The organism is Achromobacter sp. GW823-FHT04E03 (genome assembly GCF_058796095.1).
Map to the genome: position 1 here is coordinate 100,651 of NZ_JBXAIJ010000003.1, position 16,376 is coordinate 117,026.

Consider the following 16,376-nt stretch of genomic DNA (forward strand, 5'->3'; position numbering starts at 1 on the left):
TTAATCGAAATGGCGCATTAGCTCAGCCGGTTAGAGCGACGGAATCATAATCCGCAGGTCCCCTGTTCGAATCAGGGATGCGCCACCAAGATTCAAAGCCCGGAACCACTTTGGTGGCTCCGGGCTTTTTCGTTGTGGCGTCCGATCTCGGCACATTCGAAGCCCCCTATCTTCAGGGCAACCGCACCGCGTCGCGCCGCCTCCCGCCCCAGGTCGCCGCCAGACTGGCCACGAAGGCGCCGATCAGCATCGAGGCGAAGCCCCACAGCGCGAATGCTGCTGCGGCCTTGCGGGCCTGGTCTGCGGCCTCCTTGGCCTTTTGCCGGGCGTCGTCGGCAGCCTGTTTCATGTTCTGCACGGCCTGCTCGACGCGGCGCTGCGCCGCCGCCGGCTCCATGCCGGTCTGCGCAGCCACGACCTTCACGACGTAGTCGCGGTCCTCGCCCGTCATCGAGCCGCGCGCCGCGCTCATCGCCATGATGCGGCCCACCTCTACTCTCGCGCCGTTGCGGTCGGCGCTGGCGTCGGGCCGTTCGGAACGCAGCAAGGCGTCTGAAAAATAGCCCTGCATCTGCGACATTCCCTCGCTCCCGCCCGCGGCAGCGGCGGCCGTCGCAGCGGTGCCGGCGCCGGCCGCAACGGCTGCGCCCGCCTTGGCGACGCCCGAAGCCAAGGCCGCGATGGAAGCGCCCAGCAACACGGCGCTGACGACCGCGCTCAACGCCCACACCAGAAAGCCGTGCGCTGTGTCGCGGAAGTAAACCTCGTCAGAGTGCACGTCGACCCATTTGGTGCGCAGCCGCCCCGCGACGTAGCCGCCGATGCCGTAGGCAACGATCTGCGTGGCCAGCATCCACACGATGAGGCCGATGCCTATTGCAGGCGCAGTCGCGCCCTCGCCGCTCCAGGGTGAAACAGAAAGAAAGCCCAGCCCGGTGCCGCCAGCGAACAATGCCAGGGAAAGGGCTGCGGCGATGACCGCCCCGGCGATCACCGCGGCCCAGGATACGGCGGAGATGGCGGACTCCCTCGGCGGCACGCCGCCGGGATAGGGCTGGCTCAATGAAGTTGCGTTTTCCATGGATCTGTTCCTTGTTCACGGTTCATCGCGGCTGCTCGAATACGTGCCGCCGCGGCGGAAAACCTCTCGGTTCAATGCCAAAAAAGCGCCAGCAGAATGATGATGGGAATGGGCACGCCCAACAGCCACAGCAAGATGGAACGCATAAAGCCTCCTTGGATGATGTCCTGCGCGTTGCGCGCAGCGCTCAGGCCAGGTCGATCGTGCCGGGCGCGCGCGGATTCGGCGGCGGCTGCACGGGATCGATGACGTCGGGATCTCTGCGCGGCCGCGTCGGATCCAGCGGCGGGTCGTCCGGCGGCGGATTGTTGGGAAAGGCGGGATCGTCGGGTTCGGGCGGGTCGCCCCCGCCGGGTTCGCGATGCATGGACTGGGACATGGCTTGCTCCTGAAAGTGGCGCCAGGCGCGCCGCCCTGTCCCATCAGCAAACCGCATTCCCGGCCCGTTGCGCGGGAATGCAAAAAAGCCCTCTGTGCGAGGGCTTTCAGGCGTGCGCAGCCGGCGGGGTCAGGATTTGCTCTTCCCTTCCCTGGCCGGTTCGGCGGCTTTATGCCCGCCGCTGCCCAGGAACTCAACGACGGCGGCCTTGCCCGCGGCGGAGGCTTCGTCCTGGCTGGCATAACGCGTGGGCGAATAATTGGTGCTGCGCACATTGCCGGATTCGGGATCAAACAAGGTGATGATCCAGGCGAATTCTCCCGGCATCAATTGCCTGACTTGCAACGTGGCGCGCGTGCCTGGGCGCAGTTGCGGCATGGGGCGGCCTTTAACGTGACTCGACGCCGCCATCGTAGCGCAAGACGCGCCGGCGCAAGACGCGCCGGCGCAAACCCGGCGCTGGCGACACGGCCATGAATGCTGCGACCGCACATGAATTCATGCTGCACACCCCGCAGCAAAAACACCACAAACCGCGCATTGCGTCAGGAAAACCCTAGGGCCGGTTGCGCCAATACAGGCGCACAATCAATACAAACATCTAGACCGCTCAGCGGCAGCCGCATCCCTTTAATCAGGCGAGGACGGAGACAACATGACTTATGTAGCAGTGGTTATCAGCTGTTTGATGGTTGTGGGTATCGTCGCGTTGGTGATTCAAACGGTTCAAAGCGCAGGGTCCGAACCCTGGCTGAGAATCTCGGCGGCGATTACCAGTTCCTTGTTTGCTTCACTCTTGTTGATTCCGCTCGGATACGCGGTCGCGCAGACCGTGCTGATCGAATAATTCCATCATTGCAACGCATGCGCCTGGGGCTATGCGCCCCGGGCGGCTTTGCCGCGCGTTGCGGCCCAGCACAGCAGCGACCCGGCGGTCACCATGGCCACGCCCTGCCAGAACGACGCGGTCAGGCGGGTCGACAGCCACACGGCGGCAAAGAACGTTGAAAAGACCGGGGTGAAGTAGGAAGCCGTGGCCAGCAAGGTCAGGTTGCCTTTGAGTATCCCTACATTCCACAGCGCATAGCCCGCTGCCATGGCGCCGCCGGTCACCAGCAGCTCCAGCGTGGAGGGCCACGTGAAGGCCAACGCAGGCTCGGCGCCCGACAGGTACTTGATCCACAGGGCAAGCGCGGTCAGCATGAAGAACAAGGCAACGCCGTTCTTGCCATCGGCGAATCGCGTCGTGACGTTGCAATAGACGGCCCAGATCACGGCGCCGCTGAAGGCCAGCCCATAACTGAGGGGATTGCTGGATACGTTGGCGAGGGTGCGCTCCCAGGATAGCCCGCCGGATCCGCCCAGGACCCAGACGATGCCGGCAAGCGACAGCAGTATGCCGGGCACCACCCACGCATTGGCGCGCTGGCCATTGATGAGCATGGCCAGAATCACGGTAAAGCAGGGCCAGAGATAGTTGACGATACCCAGCTCGATCGCCTGCCCCCGATTGGCGGCGAATCCCAGGGAGAGCGAGAGGCAGATCTCGTAGGCAACGAACAGCAGGCTGCCGACGATGAGATAGGAACGCGGAAAGGTCCGCAGCTTCGGAAAGCCCAGCAGCAGCACCAGGAACGCCGAACCCGCCGTGTAAATAAGCGCGGCGCCGCCGACCGGCCCAAAGCTTTCGCTGACGCTGCGGATCAGGCCGACCACGGTGCCCCATAGCAGCACCGCCAGCAAGCCCAGTGAAGTCGCCGTGTTCCGGCTCAGGGAGAGTTGCATTACCGATTCCGATTGCCCGCCTTGGGGCGTCAAGCCGGGCAGTTTAGCGAAAAGCCGCACGTCCCGCGGCGGCGCTCCGCCTTGCAATGAAGCCAGCCCCCCCCCGTATTCAGAATGCCCGCCAGAACAATGCAGAAAAAGGAGCAAGCGCCGCATGACCATATCCACACGCAGATTGAGCGACGTGCTGGCCAGCACGGAATCGGGCCGGCTCTACCGGATTGAGGTGTTCTTGCGGGCGGAAATGCCGGGAACAGCCGCGGCCCGGCCTAGCGCGGCCCGGCCTGACGCGGCCCGGCCTGACGCGGCCCGCTACATACACCGCACCACCGAGGGGGAGCTGGTGTTGCCGCTGGACCGGAACCGGTACAGGCTGAAATCGGGCGAAGTCCTGACCGCCCTGGCGCCGCCGCTCTCCGAGTCCTGAGGCGCGCGGAGCTACTGGTCCGCCTCCACCCTGCGCTTGCCCTGTCCCTTGGCCTTGTACAGCGCCCTGTCCGCGCGCTCCAGCAATTCGCGCACGGTGACGCCGGATTGCGGATACACGGCAATGCCCACGCTGGCTGACACGGCGACAGTGACGTCGGGATACGGCAGGGACAGGTTTTCGACCAGCGCCTGCGCGACATGCCCGGCGTTTTCCTTGTCCGCGCCCAGCAGCAGGACCGCGAATTCATCGCCCCCAAGCCGCGCCGCCACGTCGGACACGCGGATCGCGTCAGCCATGCGCTCCGCCGCTTCCTGCAGCACGGCATCGCCGGCGGCGTGGCCATGCAGGTCGTTGACCGCCTTGAAGCCGTCCAGATCGATCGCCAGGATGGCGAAGGATTCGCCGCTGCGCTGCGCCACCGCCAGCTCGCGCAGCACCAATTCGTTGAACAGCACGCGGTTGCACAGGCCGGTCAGCGGATCGTAGTGCGCCAGGTGCTGGGCATGCGTCAGCATGCGCGAGGCCTGTACCAGGGCGCCACCCACTTCCGCAACCTCTTTGACGCGCGTGCCCGGCACCGTCACCGCATGCCCCTTGCCCAGCGCCAGCGCCGGCGCGACCAGGCTCTGCACGGACGAGGTCAGGCGGCTGGCCAACCGCAAGGCCAGCAGCAAGCCCAGGCCGAAGGCCAACAAGGTGCCCAGGGCAATCCAGGCGATGGAGCGGTAAAGATCCGTGGTCAGCAGACTCATCGGCGCGCCGGCGGCAACCGTCCAGCCGGATAACGACGAGCGGCTGAAGGCGGTGTAGACGGGCGTACCTTCCTTGGTAATGGTTTCCAGCGAGCCCTCGCTTTCCTGCTGCACCGCCCGCGCCAGTTCGGGAACGGCCTTCTGGCCCACGAATTTCGAGGTGTCTCGTGTGCGCGCGAGGATCGTGCCGCTGTCGTCCAGCACGGCTGCCACCCAGCCGTCCGGCAGGGCGCGCCTGCCCAGCAGATTGCCGATGCGTTCAGGCAGGATGCCAACGTTCAAGCTGTATGCGACCTCGCCGTTGCGCAGCACCGGCACGCCCAGCGCAATCAGGGGGCCTTGATTGACCCTGCTGGTGAACAGCCCCGTCAGCACCGCCGTGCGCGTCTGGAAAACGTGGGCCAGCTCGGCGGACGCGCCGGTCGGCGGCAAGGCGTTGCCGAACGGCACGGACGTATTGATCAACTGGCGGCCATCCTTGTCGGTCAGGACATAGCTGTCGATGATCTGGAAACGCACGGATTCACGCGCCCGCCGATGAAAACCGGCCAGATCGCCGGCGACGAGATCTGGCGACGACGCCAGCATTTGCAGGCCGGCCTCCACGCCGGTGAGTTCGCGGTCGAGAATCGCGGTGAGATTGCGTGCCAGGAATATCGTGTCGCGGAAGATCCGCTCTTTCTGGATGACGTAGCTTTCGTAGACCGCCACGGACGCCATGACCAGCGCGGGCGTGATACACGCGAACACGAGTGTGAGCAGGCCCGTGCGCATGGAATAGCGGCGCGGCCGACGCGTCCGCGCGACGGCCAGGCTCTCGGCGTCAGCCACGGGGGCCTCGCCTTGCGACGTCCGCAAACGTCGGCCTGCCGATCGAAACCACACCTCTGGACCCATGCGCCTCCCGATACGCTCCGCTCGGCCCACGGCCAGAGGACGAACGAACGTCAGAAATTATTGCAGAAGTTCGCAATCGCACAATCCGCGCCATGGGAATCCCCTCGCCGCGTCAAGACGGATGTGGCGTAACTGGCGCGTCCCCAATTTACTACAGAGGCGCGCCGCCGGGTACGTCTACCGGTCTTCCAGATCCGGGGTGCCGATGAACTGGGTCTTGAGCAGCGTCAGCGCCCCTTTTTCAGCCAGCGCCTCATTGGGAAACACATGCTTGGTGTCTTCCAGCACCGGGAATCCGAAGACCCGCACCCGGGCGTGGTAGCCGTCGGGCGTCTCGGCGAATTCGATGTCGAAGTTGCGTTCTTCGATCCAACCCGATCGATGCAGTTTCCATTCCATGTCCGACGCGCTCCCGAAAAGTCGAGGTTGATACGACAGGCCGGCCCCGATGGAAGCCGGCCTGCTACACCATACACCCGTCTTGCAACGGACGGACTGGCGGGCGATCCGCCGCGCCTACTTTCGGGCGCGCGACTTGTCTGCGGCGTCGTCCGTGAATCCTTCCACCGGCGGGGCAAACAAATCCCAGCTTGCCATGAACAGCGCGGCAATCAAGGGGCCGATCACGAAGCCGTTCAGGCCGAACAAAGCCATGCCGCCCAGCGTGGATATCAGCACCACATAGTCCGGCATCTTGGTGTCCTTGCCGACCAGAATGGGGCGCAGCACGTTGTCCACCATGCCGATGACCAGCACGCCGAAGAGGATCAGCACAACGCCTTTGATCGTGGCCCCGGTCAACAGGAAGTAGATCGCGACCGGAGCCCAGATCAACCCCGCGCCGATCGCCGGCAGCAAGGACAGAAAGCCCATGATCACGCCCCACAGCAGCGCGCCCTGGATCGACAGGATCGAGAAGATGATGCCGCCCAGCGCGCCCTGCGCCGCGGCCACCGCGACGTTGCCCTTGACGGTGGCGCGCACCACGGTGGTGAACTTGCGCAGCAGATGCTGCTTGTGCGTGTCGCTCAGCGGCATGGCGCGCTTGAGCCGCGCCGATAGCTGCGGGCCGTCGCGCAACAGGAAGAACAGCAGGTACAGCATGATGCCGAAGCTGATCACGAACTGGAACGTGTCCTGCCCTATGTTCAAGGCCTGGGTCGCCAGGAACTGGCTGGCCTGCATGGCGCCCGCGCTGAGTTTTTCCTGCAGGCTCGGTATGTCGGCCAGGTCGAAGCGCGACAGCAGATCATGCACCGACGGCGGCAAAGCCGCCATGGCTTGCTGGAAATAGTCGCCGAAGTTGATCTGCCCGGACTTGACGCTCTGATAGAGGTTCGCCCCTTCGCGCACCAGCGATCCGCTGATGACGATGAGCGGCAGGATCACCAGCAGCAGCACCAGCAGCAAGGTGATCAGCGCGGCCAGGTTGCGCCGTCCGCCGATGCGCGCCACCAGCCGGCGCTGCAGCGGCGCAAAGATGATGGCAAGGACAGCGCCCCAGAAAACAGCGCCGTAGAAAGGCCACAACAACCAGCCGAATGCGATGGTGACCACCACCAGCAGGAGCAGAAAGGTTCTGTAGTGCATGCTGGAAGATTCGCTCATATTACGTCCCAGGCTCGGCTGACGCCGCGAGACCCGCATTGTACAAAGCGCCGTTCAGCGGGCGTCCTGCGGCTGCCCGGCAGCCTGGCGCAACACGGCGCGCGCGTGCTCCAGAACATCCGACTGCGCGTTCAATCCCTGCAGGCGCAGGTTCAGCTCCTGCTGCAGCGTGGGCGTGGCGACACGCGCCTGCCCGTCCGTCAGCAGGATGTCCTGCGCATGGGCGGCGACGAAATCCGCCACGCCCAGCGCATCGCGCGCCACCGCGTCCATGGCGGCCGCGGCATCCAACACCTCGGCCGCGGGCGCCGTCACGGCTTCGTCATAAACACCGTCGTAGACGGGCGCCAGATCGGCCGGGAGCGCCAGCGCCGCACGCGCCTTATCCGCCTTGGCCTGGGCCCGCTGCACCTCGGCTGCCTGCTCGGCCAGCGTCTTGCGCGCGGCCTCCAGGCGGTCCCGCCGTTCCACGATATCGGCCACGGAACGCAGGGTCTCGGCTTCCGACGCGTCACGCATGGACGCCGCTGCCTGCGTCAGGATTTCCTGAAAATCGGCGATGACCTCATAGGCATCGGCATAGCCGCCGATGGCCTCCTTTTCAGGTTCGCTCAGGCTGCCGATGGGCAGCAGCGACGCGCTGTTCATCCGGCTTTGCAGCAACTGGATGAAGGCGGCCCGCTCCTGGGGTTCCTTGTTGACGCAGGCCGACAGAAACAGCATCGATGCCATCGCCAGGCCCAGCAGGCAAGCTCGCAGCAATGCCATGCCCATCCTCCTTGCATGCGGGTTCGCGAAACCGGCGCCGCCCGCGAACCGGGCGGCCGCCCTCCGGCAGATTATCCCGAAGGCGCTTTCCGACGCTGCCAGCGGGCGGATTTTGTTGCTATCGAAGCGTGTTGACACAGGGTGCGCCGCCCGCATCATGGCTCCAGGGGATACGCCATGGCGCAGCGGCGGGCAGGATCAAAACCCATGGCCGCCTCATGGCTCAGGCGCGTCCGCAACCCGGGCGAGAGTTCCCCTGTCGCGACGTCGACGAAACCTTGCCGCAGATAAAACGGCCTGTTCCAGGATAGTTCGCGGTCGGTGGTCAGCACCACGAACCGGTAGCAGCCGGCATTGCGGGCATGCGCACACACGGCGGCCAGAAGCGCCCGGCCCAGGCCGCGCCCCTGCCACGGCAGCGCTACCGCCATTTCGGCCAGGTAGAGATCGCCATCCATGGACCGGGTCAGCGCAAAGCCTGCGGCTTGGCCCTCGCCTTCTGCGATCCAAAGCAATCCGGCCGCCTGCGCCTGCGCCAGCTCGGCGTGCGGCGCCGTATCGTCGCCAGCGGCCCACGCCATGTGCGTGCCCAGGAAGCGCCGCGCGGCGGAGCGTTCGATATCGGCCAGGCTGGCCAGGTCTGAAGGTCGTGCGAGTCTGATCATAGGCATGGCAGTATGCCTGATGCGGGCCTGTAGTCCGATCCCATAAAATGGCGTTTTCCGCCATTACGGCCCTGCAACACAGCTCAGCCCCAAGACATGACTCAAAACGCCACCTCCGATACCTGGGGCTTTGCCCATCCCGATTGCCGCGGCGCGGCCGCCCTGCTGTTCTTCATGACCGATCTGGCGCGGGTGGTCAACCAGTACCTGAGCCCTGGGCAATTGTCCGACGAGGCGCTGGCCGACGCGCAAAAGGCGGTCGACGCCTTGCTGGCCCGCTATGTGGAGATCCAGGCCGCCCCCGAAGCCTTCGACAACGAGCGCATCGAACTCGCCCTGGAAACCGAAAACCAGCCGGACGGCCAGACCAGCGCGCAAGTGGCGCTGCGCATGTCGCCGCGCCTGGAAGGCCTCATCATCGAAGCCCAGCGCCAGGCTCGCCCGGCAACCCATTAAAGGCCAAGGACGGGGGAGGAGTCTCCTCCCTACCACAAAACACTTGCCAAAAGCATCAACTGCCTGTAATATTACCGGTTGAGTTCTGCCGTTTTCGCCAAATTCCATACGAAAAAACGCGGTGATAAACGACGGCGCTGGCACTGAGGCCTGTACATCAGCCCCTCCCCAGACGCCGAAGCAGACCCTCGAAAACATCCAAGCCCAAGCATCCCGTCCCATTTGCGAAAACCGCAAATCCGGATTGCGGCCTGGAACAAGACGCCTTCACCAAACCGCCAGTCCGGCTTGGCAAGAAGCAACAAGACAATCAGCGGCGCCTACAACACGCGCAAGCGACGAATACCGATAATCGCGCCGCAATCAGCAGGGCCTGCCTGTCCTGCATGACCCCTCGGGCCGCGCATGTCCGCATGCATGCTTTGCGCAGGTACGCGCATCGCGCAGCCCGAAACGATGCCGTCCCGGACTGATGGACAGCATCGCGCCGCCAGGCCGTGCGCGCAAAACATGAGAATGCGCAAAAGGACAGCGGCAAATATGCGTTAGTGTCACGACACGCCTGCCAATTTGATACGGCTGGCAGCGGCACGCGGCAGGAATGCTGCGCGCCGCGTGACCAGACGCGGCTTTTCCCATAACTAGAAACCAAGAGAACAAACACCATGAATACTCGTTTCACCACTTCGGACCTGATCCGTCGCCCGGCCCACACCATGCTGGACAACATGCCGATCCATATCGGCGACATCGTTTACCTGAAGCCCGCAAATGGCCCGGAAATCCGCGCCACGGTCATCTACAACGCGCCCATCGATGGCACGACCACCTACACGACCGAAGTCGTGCCCTGCGGCGCACCCGCGCAAAAGGCCCCCGGCCAGCGCATCCGCTTCCGCCATGAGCACGTGCATCGCATCGAACCGGTGCGCAGCACCACTCACTAAAGCGGTACCCCGCCCCGTTTGCGCAAGCAACGGGGCAATTTTTGCGTGATAAAGTCCCCGGCAATACAGCCCTGGCTATCCCACCATGCAGAACAACCGTCTCGCGGTCCACATCTGGGACCTTCCCACCCGCCTCTTCCATTGGGCGCTCGTCGTCTGCATCGTCGGCGCGTTCGTCAGCGTGAAGCTGGGCGGCCTGTACATGGACTGGCACGTGCGCTTCGGCTGTACGGCGCTGGGCCTGATCCTGTTTCGCCTGCTGTGGGGATTCGTCGGCCCGCGCTACGCCCGCTTCTCGCACTTCGTGCGCGGCCCGGCGGCCGTGGCCCGCTATCTGAAGGGCGCCGCGGCGCCCGCAGGCCACAACCCGCTGGGCGCGCTATCGGTGCTGGCGCTGCTGCTGGTCATCGGCTTCCAGGCGCTCAGCGGCCTGTTCACCACCGACGACATCATGACGCAGGGCCCCTTGTTCGGCCACGTCAGCGAATCCATTTCCGCCGCCATGACGTCCTGGCACAAGCTGAACGAGTGGGTCATCCTGGCCCTGGTCGCCCTTCATATTGCAGCTGTGCTCTGGTACGCGCTGGTGCGCCGCAAGCGCCTGGTGCGCGCCATCATCACCGGCAAGGTCGATGCCAAGGACGTGCCCGCCGGCACGCCCCCCACGCAGGACGGTTTCGCCGTCTGGCTGCGCGCGCTGGTGCTGGGCGCCTGTGTCACGGGCCTGGTGCTGTGGATCCGGTCGCTGGAAGTGGCGGCCGACATGTCTTTTTCCTGACCGGCTCACACGGCGCGAAAGCAGCGCTGCGGCCCGCTCAACGCCGCGCCTCGATCAAGTGCCGCGTCGAATGGGCCACGAACGGCTCTCCCCGGCGCATCCGCTGATCCAGCGCCAGCAGGGCATCGCGATACCTCGCCACCGAAAAATCGGGCACCCACCACACGCATTTGCGCAGGACCCAGATCACGGCGCCGACGTCATGGAACACCATCTGGCAACGGGTCGTGCGCAAGTCCGTCACCGCAAGTCCCGCGGCCCCTGCGGCGGCCGCTTCATCCTGCGGATCCCGCAGGCGCCGCTCTGCCGGCAAAGGCCCCAGGAAATGCTCGATCAGTTCAAAGGCCGAAGCCGGCCCCACGTGCTGGGCGAAGTAACACCCGCCCGGCTCGAGAACCCGGCGGACTTCTGCCCAGTCCGGGCTCACGGGATGCCTGGACGTCACGAGCTCAAACGACGCATCGGCAAACGGCAAGCCAGCGCCCGGCGCAGTCTGCACTAGCCGCACGCCACGAGCGGCCAGGCGTTCATGCGCTTTCCTGGCATTGGGCGGCCAGGCTTCGGTCGCGCACATCGTCGGTGGAAAGTACGGAGCCTCGTCCAGCACTTCGCCGCCGCCCGTATCCAGGTCCAGCGCCGACCGCACTGTGGCCAGGCGCTGCGCAAGCAGCCTGGCGTAGCCCCACGGCGGACGCTCCTCGGAAGCGCGCCCCGTCAGCCAGCCGAAGCCCCACCCGCTGACATCGGCGGCGTCGGCCTCTGCCACCAGTTCATCAAAGGATTTCATCCCCTCTCCCCTGCGCGGGACCGACGCGCAATCCCAGGGACTCACGCTCGGCAACGCCATAAAAAAAAGCGCCAACGGTTACGCTGGCGCCTCTTTGTCCATATGCCGTCCGCGGACGGCAGGCGCTTTATTTCTTCTTGCGATACGCGTCGTGACAGGCCTTGCAGCTTGCGCCGACGTCGCCGAATGCAGCGCGCAGCTTGTCCAGGTCGCCGGCATCGGCAGCGGCCGACAGCTTGACGATATTGTCCTGGAAGGCCTGCTGCTTCTGCTTGAAGCCCGCAGCGTCGCTCCAGACTTCAGGACGCGCGTCACCGCCTTCGGTTCCGGCGCCAAAAGCCGTCCACGGCAAGGCCGACAAGGTCTTCAGCACTTCCACATTGGCCTTGATCTGCGCGGCGTCATAGGGCTGCTGGCCCTTGACCACCGGCGCCATGCGGCCGAAGTGGGAAGCCATCAGCGTCAGCGCCGACTGGCGGTACTTGATGGCGTCCTCGGGCTTGGCGAACTGCGCGGACGCGCTCGTCGCCAGCAGGGGCCCAACCGTCATACAGGCCAACGCGGCGAGCGTGGACAACTTCTTCATTGCAATCTCCCGTAAGGTCAACAGAAGCCGCGCACCCCGGGCGCGCGGCAAGGCGACTATACCGCCCGGGCCAAGTCAGCGGCCAGCCCGATGTAGGAGCGCGGGGTCATCGCCAACAGGCGCGCCTTGGGCTCTTCGGGCAGGGCCAGGCCCTGGATGAATTCTCGCAGGCCTTCCTCGGTGATGCCCTTGCCGCGCGTCAAGGCCTTGAGCTGTTCGTACGGCTGCGGCAGGCCATAGCGGCGCATGACGGTCTGCACCGGCTCGGCCAGCACTTCCCAGCAGGCGTCGATGTCGGCGTCGATGGCGACGGTGTTGACTTCAAGCTTGCCCAGGCCGCGCATGCAGGCATCCCAAGCCACCAGGCAGTAGCCCAGGCCCACGCCCAGGTTGCGCAGGACGGTGGAGTCGGTCAGGTCGCGCTGCCAGCGGGAGATCGGCAGCTTGTCCGCGAGGTGGCGCAGCACGGCGTTGGCCAGGCCAAGGTTGCCTTCGGAGTTTTCGAAGTCGATCGGGTTGACCTTGTGCGGCATGGTGGAGGAACCGACCTCGCCTTCCTTCAGGCGCTGCTTGAAATAGCCCAGCGCCACGTAACCCCAGACGTCGCGATCCAGGTCCAGCACGATGATGTTGGCGCGCGTGATGGCGTCGAACAGGGCCGACATCCAGTCATGCGGTTCGATCTGGATGGTGTGGCGGTTCTGGGTCAGGCCCAGGCCGGCCAGCACGCGCTGGCTGAAGGCGGGCCAGTCGATTTCGGGGTAGGCCGACAGGTGCGCGTTGTAGTTGCCGGTGGCGCCGTTCAGCTTGGCCAGCGGTTCGACGGCCTCGACCGCGGCGATGGCGCGGTTCAGGCGCGCGGCCACGTTGGCGAATTCCTTGCCCAGCGTCGTCGGGCTGGCGGGCTGGCCGTGGGTACGCGACAGCATGGGCTGATCGGCCTGGGCCACCGCCATGTCGTTCAGCTTGGCGGCGAGTTCGCGCAGGCGCGGCACCACGACCTCGTTGCGGGCGCGCGTCAGCATCAGCGCGTGCGAGGTGTTGTTGATGTCCTCGGAGGTGCAGGCGAAGTGGATGAACTCGGCGGCGCGGGCCAGCTCGGCGTCATCGGCCACTTTTTCCTTCAGCCAGTACTCGACGGCCTTGACGTCATGGTTGGTGACGCGTTCGATGTCCTTGATGCGGGCGGCGTCGGCCTCGGAGAAGTCGCGCACCAATTGTTGCAGGCGGGCGCGGGCGGCTTCGGAGAAGGCGGGCAGCTCCGGCAGGCCGGCGTCGGACAGCGCGACCAGCCAGGCCACCTCGACCTCGACGCGGTGCGCCATGAAACCGGCTTCGGAGAGCAGGCCGCGCAGCGCGTCGCCCCGGGAAGCGTACCGGCCATCCAGTGGCGAAAGGGCGTTGAGTTGGCTGAGCTGATCGGCGATTTGCATGGTCTGGAAGAGAAAAAGCGGGGAATGAGCGAATCGGGCGATTTTATCATCCGGAAGCGCGCAACATTGTGGCAAACTGACGAAGATTCCGGCCTTTTGGCCGTCTTGCCGTCATGCGGCCTGCTATACTTCGGCCGCTTTCCGACTCCGCTTGTGACTCCATGAAACTGATCGGCTCGCTTACCAGTCCTTACGTGCGCAAAGTGCGTATCGTCATGGCCGAGAAAAAGCTGGACTACCGGCTTGAACTCGAAAACGTCTGGTCCGCCGACACGCAGATCCAAACGTACAACCCGCTGGGCAAGGTACCTTGCCTGGTCATGGAAGATGGCGGCGCCCTCTTCGATTCGCGCGTCATCGTCGAATACGTCGACACCCTGTCCCCTGTTGCCCGCCTGATTCCTCAGCCGGGGCGCGATCGCGCCGCGGTCAAGTGCTGGGAAGCCATCGCCGATGGCCTCCTGGACGCCTGCGTGACCATCGTCAAGGAAAACCAGCGTCCCGAGGCTCAGCGCAGCCCCGAATGGATCGAGCGCCAGTATTCCAAGATCCATGCCAGCCTTGACGCGATGAACAAGAGCCTGGGCGACAACGCCCACTGCATGGGCATCAACTACAGCCTGGCCGACATCGCAGTCGGCTGCGCGCTGGGCTATCTGGACCTGCGCTTCGCCGCGCTCGACTGGCGCACCAACCACCAGAACCTGGCCCGCCTGTACGACAAGCTGTCGCAGCGCCAGTCCTTCATCGATACCGTTCCAGGATAAGCCCCCCCCGAGGCGCTGCGCGCCTCCCCCCCAGGGGGCGCCGCTACGGACCGGCGGAGCCGGATCCGTGCGGCCCGGCTTCTACTTGGCCTCGCCCCTGCTCCGCCCGCGCTTCCGTTCTGCCTTTGCCTCTGCGCCGCCTGTGCTTCTGCATCGGCGGCGCTTTTGCGTGAGCTGCGCCTTTCTATCGGCGCAGCCCTACCTGGCTCAGGCGTTGAACGTCTGCCAGGCCTTGAACAGCATGTACGCGGCCAGCGCGAACAGCAGGCAGGCGAACACGCGCTTCAGGGTCTGCACCGGCAGGCGGTGGGCCATGCGCGCGCCCAGCGGGGCCGTCAGCACGCTGGTGCAGACTAGCGCGATCAAGGCGGGCCAGTAGATATAGCCCAGCATGCCCGGACGCGTTTCGCCCGAGTTCAGGCCCGACACCACGTAACCGACGCTATTGGCCAGCGCGATGGGAAAGCCCAGCGCGGCCGAAGTCGACACCGCGTTGTGCAGGGCCACGTTGCACCAGACCATGAAAGGCACCGACAGGAAACCGCCGCCCGCGCCCACCAGGCCAGACAGAAAGCCGATGCCCGCGCCAGCCGCGCTGGTGCCCACCACGCCCGGCATCTGGCGGCTGGGCTTGGGCTTCTTGTTCTGCAGCATGCTCCAGCCGGAATAGCCGACGAACAGCGCGAAGAACAGCGACAGCCACAGCGTGCTGAGCGCGGCAAAGACCGCGCCGCCCGAAAGGAGGCCGCCGATGATGATGCCCGGCGCCATCGCCCAGACGATGTTCCATTTGATCGTGCCGCGCTGCTGGTGCGCCCGCACGCTGGAAATGGAAGTAAACAGGATCGAGGTCATCGACGTGGCGATGGCGGCATGAACAACCAGGTCGGCGGGCATGCCCTTCCACGCGAACAGCATCGTCAGGAAAGGCACCAGCAACATGCCTCCGCCTATGCCCAGCAGGCCCGCGGCGAAACCCACCACGCCGCCCAGCACCAGCAGGCAAATCACCATCGTTACATCCACAACTGTCTCCTCTTTCTTCTTGGTAATGAACAAAGCCCCAAGGGCCGCGCCCGAGGGGCTTTGATTGAAATCCGTGCTCGCCACGCGGCGGATGCCGGCGCGGCGCCCATACCTACAGGATGATGCCGCCGCCCAGGCAAACCTCGCCATCGTAAAGCACGGCGGACTGTCCGGGCGTGACCGCCCACTGCGGTTCGGTAAAGCTCAGGCTGAAGGTGCCGTCGGCAGCGCCAGCCAGACTGCACGCGGCATCGGCCTGGCGGTAGCGCGTCTTGGCGCCATAGGCGCCCGGGGCTGGCGCGTGGCCGGCGACCCAGCTCGCGTCTTGCGCCCGCAGCTCGCCCGACAGCAGCCAGGGATGGTCATGCCCCTGCACCACGTAGAGCACATTGCGCTCCAGGTCCTTGCGCGCCACGTACCAGGCTTCGGCCGTGCCGTCCTCGCGCTGGCGCCCCTTCACCCCGCCCACGCCCAGGCCCTTGCGCTGGCCCAGCGTATAGAACGACAGCCCTTCGTGACGGCCTACCTTCTGACCTTCCGGCGTCATGATCGGACCCGGCTCGGTCGGCAGGTAGCGATTCAGGAACTCGCGGAACGGCCGCTCGCCGATGAAGCAGATACCCGTGGAATCCTTCTTGGCGGCGTTATGCAGGCCGATCTCGTGCGCGATACGCCGCACCTCGGTCTTGTGGATCTCGCCCAGCGGGAACATGGTGCGCGACAACTGCGCCTGATTCAGGCGGTGCAGGAAGTAGCTCTGGTCCTTGGACGCATCCAGCGCCTTGAGCAGCTGGAACTGCGTGCCGCCGCCTTCGGCCGGCACCTCGCGCACCCGCGCGTAGTGGCCGGTGGCGATATGCTCGGCGCCCAGCGCCATGGCATGGTCGAGGAAGGCCTTGAACTTGATCTCGGCATTGCACAGCACGTCCGGGTTGGGCGTGCGGCCCGCGGAGTACTCGCGCAGGAACTCCGCGAACACGCGGTCCTTGTATTCGGCGGCGAAATTGACGAACTCGAACTCGACCCCTACCAGATCCGCGACGCTGGCGGCGTCCAGCAGGTCCTGGCGGGTGGAACAGTATTCGGAATCGTCGTCGTCTTCCCAGTTCTTCATGAACAGGCCGACGACCTCGTAGCCTTGCTGCTTGAGCAGCCAGGCGGTGACCGAAGAATCGACCCCGCCGGACATGCCGACGACAACGCGGCCTTTCTTGGTAAGTTTTTGACTCAT

General features: G+C 65.3%; 20 protein-coding genes and 1 tRNA gene. 7 read left to right on the plus strand and 14 right to left on the minus strand.

Translation table 11 applies throughout. The annotated features are described in order from the left end of the window. The first annotated feature begins 11 nt into the window (after positions 1-11). Positions 12-88: transfer RNA gene (locus AC1RHV_RS20045), tRNA-Met, on the plus strand. Positions 89-172: 84 nt separating this feature from the next. Here AC1RHV_RS20045 and AC1RHV_RS20050 read toward each other — a convergent pair. The 3 genes from AC1RHV_RS20050 to AC1RHV_RS20060 all read right to left on the minus strand — a co-directional run bounded on the left by AC1RHV_RS20050 (position 173) and on the right by AC1RHV_RS20060 (position 1,838). Further along, positions 173-1,081 carry a hypothetical protein gene (locus AC1RHV_RS20050; RefSeq protein ID WP_054451116.1) on the minus strand — a complete coding sequence of 303 codons (909 nt, stop codon included), beginning with the start codon at positions 1,079-1,081 and terminating at the stop codon, positions 173-175. Between the two features lie 187 nt (positions 1,082-1,268). Beyond that, on the minus strand, positions 1,269-1,460 hold the full coding sequence (locus tag AC1RHV_RS20055) for a hypothetical protein (RefSeq protein WP_054451115.1): 192 nt from the start codon (positions 1,458-1,460) through the stop codon (positions 1,269-1,271). Positions 1,461-1,589: 129 nt separating this feature from the next. Then, a complete protein-coding gene (locus AC1RHV_RS20060) occupies positions 1,590-1,838 on the minus strand; it encodes a hypothetical protein (RefSeq protein ID WP_492301836.1) in 249 nt (82 codons plus the stop codon). Between the two features lie 277 nt (positions 1,839-2,115). Here AC1RHV_RS20060 and AC1RHV_RS20065 point away from each other — a divergent pair, with 277 nt between their 5' ends. After that, positions 2,116-2,307 carry a hypothetical protein gene (locus AC1RHV_RS20065; RefSeq protein ID WP_054451113.1) on the plus strand — a complete coding sequence of 64 codons (192 nt, stop codon included), beginning with the start codon at positions 2,116-2,118 and terminating at the stop codon, positions 2,305-2,307. A gap of 29 nt (positions 2,308-2,336) precedes the next feature. On the opposite strand, the gene yddG is transcribed toward AC1RHV_RS20065, so the two are convergent. After that, on the minus strand, positions 2,337-3,245 hold the full coding sequence (gene yddG, locus AC1RHV_RS20070; RefSeq protein WP_302478846.1) for an aromatic amino acid DMT transporter YddG: 909 nt from the start codon (positions 3,243-3,245) through the stop codon (positions 2,337-2,339). Positions 3,246-3,399: 154 nt separating this feature from the next. Between yddG and AC1RHV_RS20075 the strand changes: the two genes are divergently transcribed. Continuing rightward, on the plus strand, positions 3,400-3,672 hold the full coding sequence (locus tag AC1RHV_RS20075) for a hypothetical protein (RefSeq protein ID WP_054451111.1): 273 nt from the start codon (positions 3,400-3,402) through the stop codon (positions 3,670-3,672). A gap of 11 nt (positions 3,673-3,683) precedes the next feature. Here AC1RHV_RS20075 and AC1RHV_RS20080 read toward each other — a convergent pair whose 3' ends face one another. The 5 genes from AC1RHV_RS20080 to AC1RHV_RS20100 form a co-directional block, all read right to left on the minus strand. After that, the gene (locus AC1RHV_RS20080; RefSeq protein WP_054451110.1) at positions 3,684-5,258 is read right to left on the minus strand and encodes a GGDEF domain-containing protein; all 1,575 of its coding nucleotides are present in this window, start codon (positions 5,256-5,258) and stop codon (positions 3,684-3,686) included. 243 nt (positions 5,259-5,501) lie between these two features. Next, the gene (locus AC1RHV_RS20085) at positions 5,502-5,723 is read right to left on the minus strand and encodes a hypothetical protein (protein WP_492301839.1); all 222 of its coding nucleotides are present in this window, start codon (positions 5,721-5,723) and stop codon (positions 5,502-5,504) included. 117 nt (positions 5,724-5,840) lie between these two features. Next, entirely contained in the window at positions 5,841-6,932 is a 1,092-nt protein-coding gene (locus AC1RHV_RS20090; RefSeq protein ID WP_175214026.1) for an AI-2E family transporter, read from the minus strand. A gap of 54 nt (positions 6,933-6,986) precedes the next feature. Next, positions 6,987-7,700, minus strand: a complete 714-nt coding sequence (locus AC1RHV_RS20095; RefSeq protein WP_175214025.1) for a DUF3053 family protein — start codon at positions 7,698-7,700, stop codon at positions 6,987-6,989. 155 nt (positions 7,701-7,855) lie between these two features. Beyond that, complete coding sequence (locus AC1RHV_RS20100; protein WP_225591405.1) at positions 7,856-8,371, minus strand: GNAT family N-acetyltransferase; 516 nt, start codon at positions 8,369-8,371, stop codon at positions 7,856-7,858. A gap of 90 nt (positions 8,372-8,461) precedes the next feature. Between AC1RHV_RS20100 and AC1RHV_RS20105 the strand changes: the two genes are divergently transcribed. The 3 genes from AC1RHV_RS20105 to AC1RHV_RS20115 all read left to right on the plus strand — a co-directional run bounded on the left by AC1RHV_RS20105 (position 8,462) and on the right by AC1RHV_RS20115 (position 10,546). After that, a complete protein-coding gene (locus tag AC1RHV_RS20105) occupies positions 8,462-8,821 on the plus strand; it encodes a hypothetical protein (protein WP_119450525.1) in 360 nt (119 codons plus the stop codon). A gap of 665 nt (positions 8,822-9,486) precedes the next feature. Beyond that, on the plus strand, positions 9,487-9,768 hold the full coding sequence (locus AC1RHV_RS20110; protein WP_492301843.1) for a hypothetical protein: 282 nt from the start codon (positions 9,487-9,489) through the stop codon (positions 9,766-9,768). 85 nt (positions 9,769-9,853) lie between these two features. Then, positions 9,854-10,546, plus strand: coding sequence for a cytochrome b/b6 domain-containing protein (locus tag AC1RHV_RS20115; RefSeq protein WP_175163215.1), 693 nt, complete (start codon positions 9,854-9,856; stop codon positions 10,544-10,546). Between the two features lie 37 nt (positions 10,547-10,583). On the opposite strand, the gene AC1RHV_RS20120 is transcribed toward AC1RHV_RS20115, so the two are convergent. From AC1RHV_RS20120 to purB, 3 genes are all read right to left on the minus strand, one after another. Beyond that, a complete protein-coding gene (locus tag AC1RHV_RS20120; RefSeq protein WP_492301845.1) occupies positions 10,584-11,333 on the minus strand; it encodes a class I SAM-dependent methyltransferase in 750 nt (249 codons plus the stop codon). Between the two features lie 127 nt (positions 11,334-11,460). After that, positions 11,461-11,919 (minus strand): c-type cytochrome, encoded by a 459-nt coding sequence (locus tag AC1RHV_RS20125; RefSeq protein WP_054451102.1) that lies wholly within the window; start codon positions 11,917-11,919, stop codon positions 11,461-11,463. A 56-nt stretch (positions 11,920-11,975) separates the two neighbouring features. Further along, on the minus strand, positions 11,976-13,352 hold the full coding sequence (gene purB / locus AC1RHV_RS20130; protein WP_054451101.1) for an adenylosuccinate lyase: 1,377 nt from the start codon (positions 13,350-13,352) through the stop codon (positions 11,976-11,978). Between the two features lie 161 nt (positions 13,353-13,513). Here purB and AC1RHV_RS20135 point away from each other — a divergent pair, with 161 nt between their 5' ends. After that, entirely contained in the window at positions 13,514-14,119 is a 606-nt protein-coding gene (locus AC1RHV_RS20135; RefSeq protein WP_054451100.1) for a glutathione S-transferase, read from the plus strand. 207 nt (positions 14,120-14,326) lie between these two features. On the opposite strand, the gene AC1RHV_RS20140 is transcribed toward AC1RHV_RS20135, so the two are convergent. Both AC1RHV_RS20140 and mnmA read right to left on the minus strand, forming a co-directional pair. Beyond that, positions 14,327-15,145: a sulfite exporter TauE/SafE family protein gene (locus AC1RHV_RS20140; RefSeq protein ID WP_054451099.1), complete on the minus strand. Its 819-nt coding sequence runs from the start codon at positions 15,143-15,145 to the stop codon at positions 14,327-14,329. 112 nt (positions 15,146-15,257) lie between these two features. Beyond that, positions 15,258-16,376 (minus strand): tRNA 2-thiouridine(34) synthase MnmA, encoded by a 1,119-nt coding sequence (gene mnmA, locus AC1RHV_RS20145; protein ID WP_054451098.1) that lies wholly within the window; start codon positions 16,374-16,376, stop codon positions 15,258-15,260.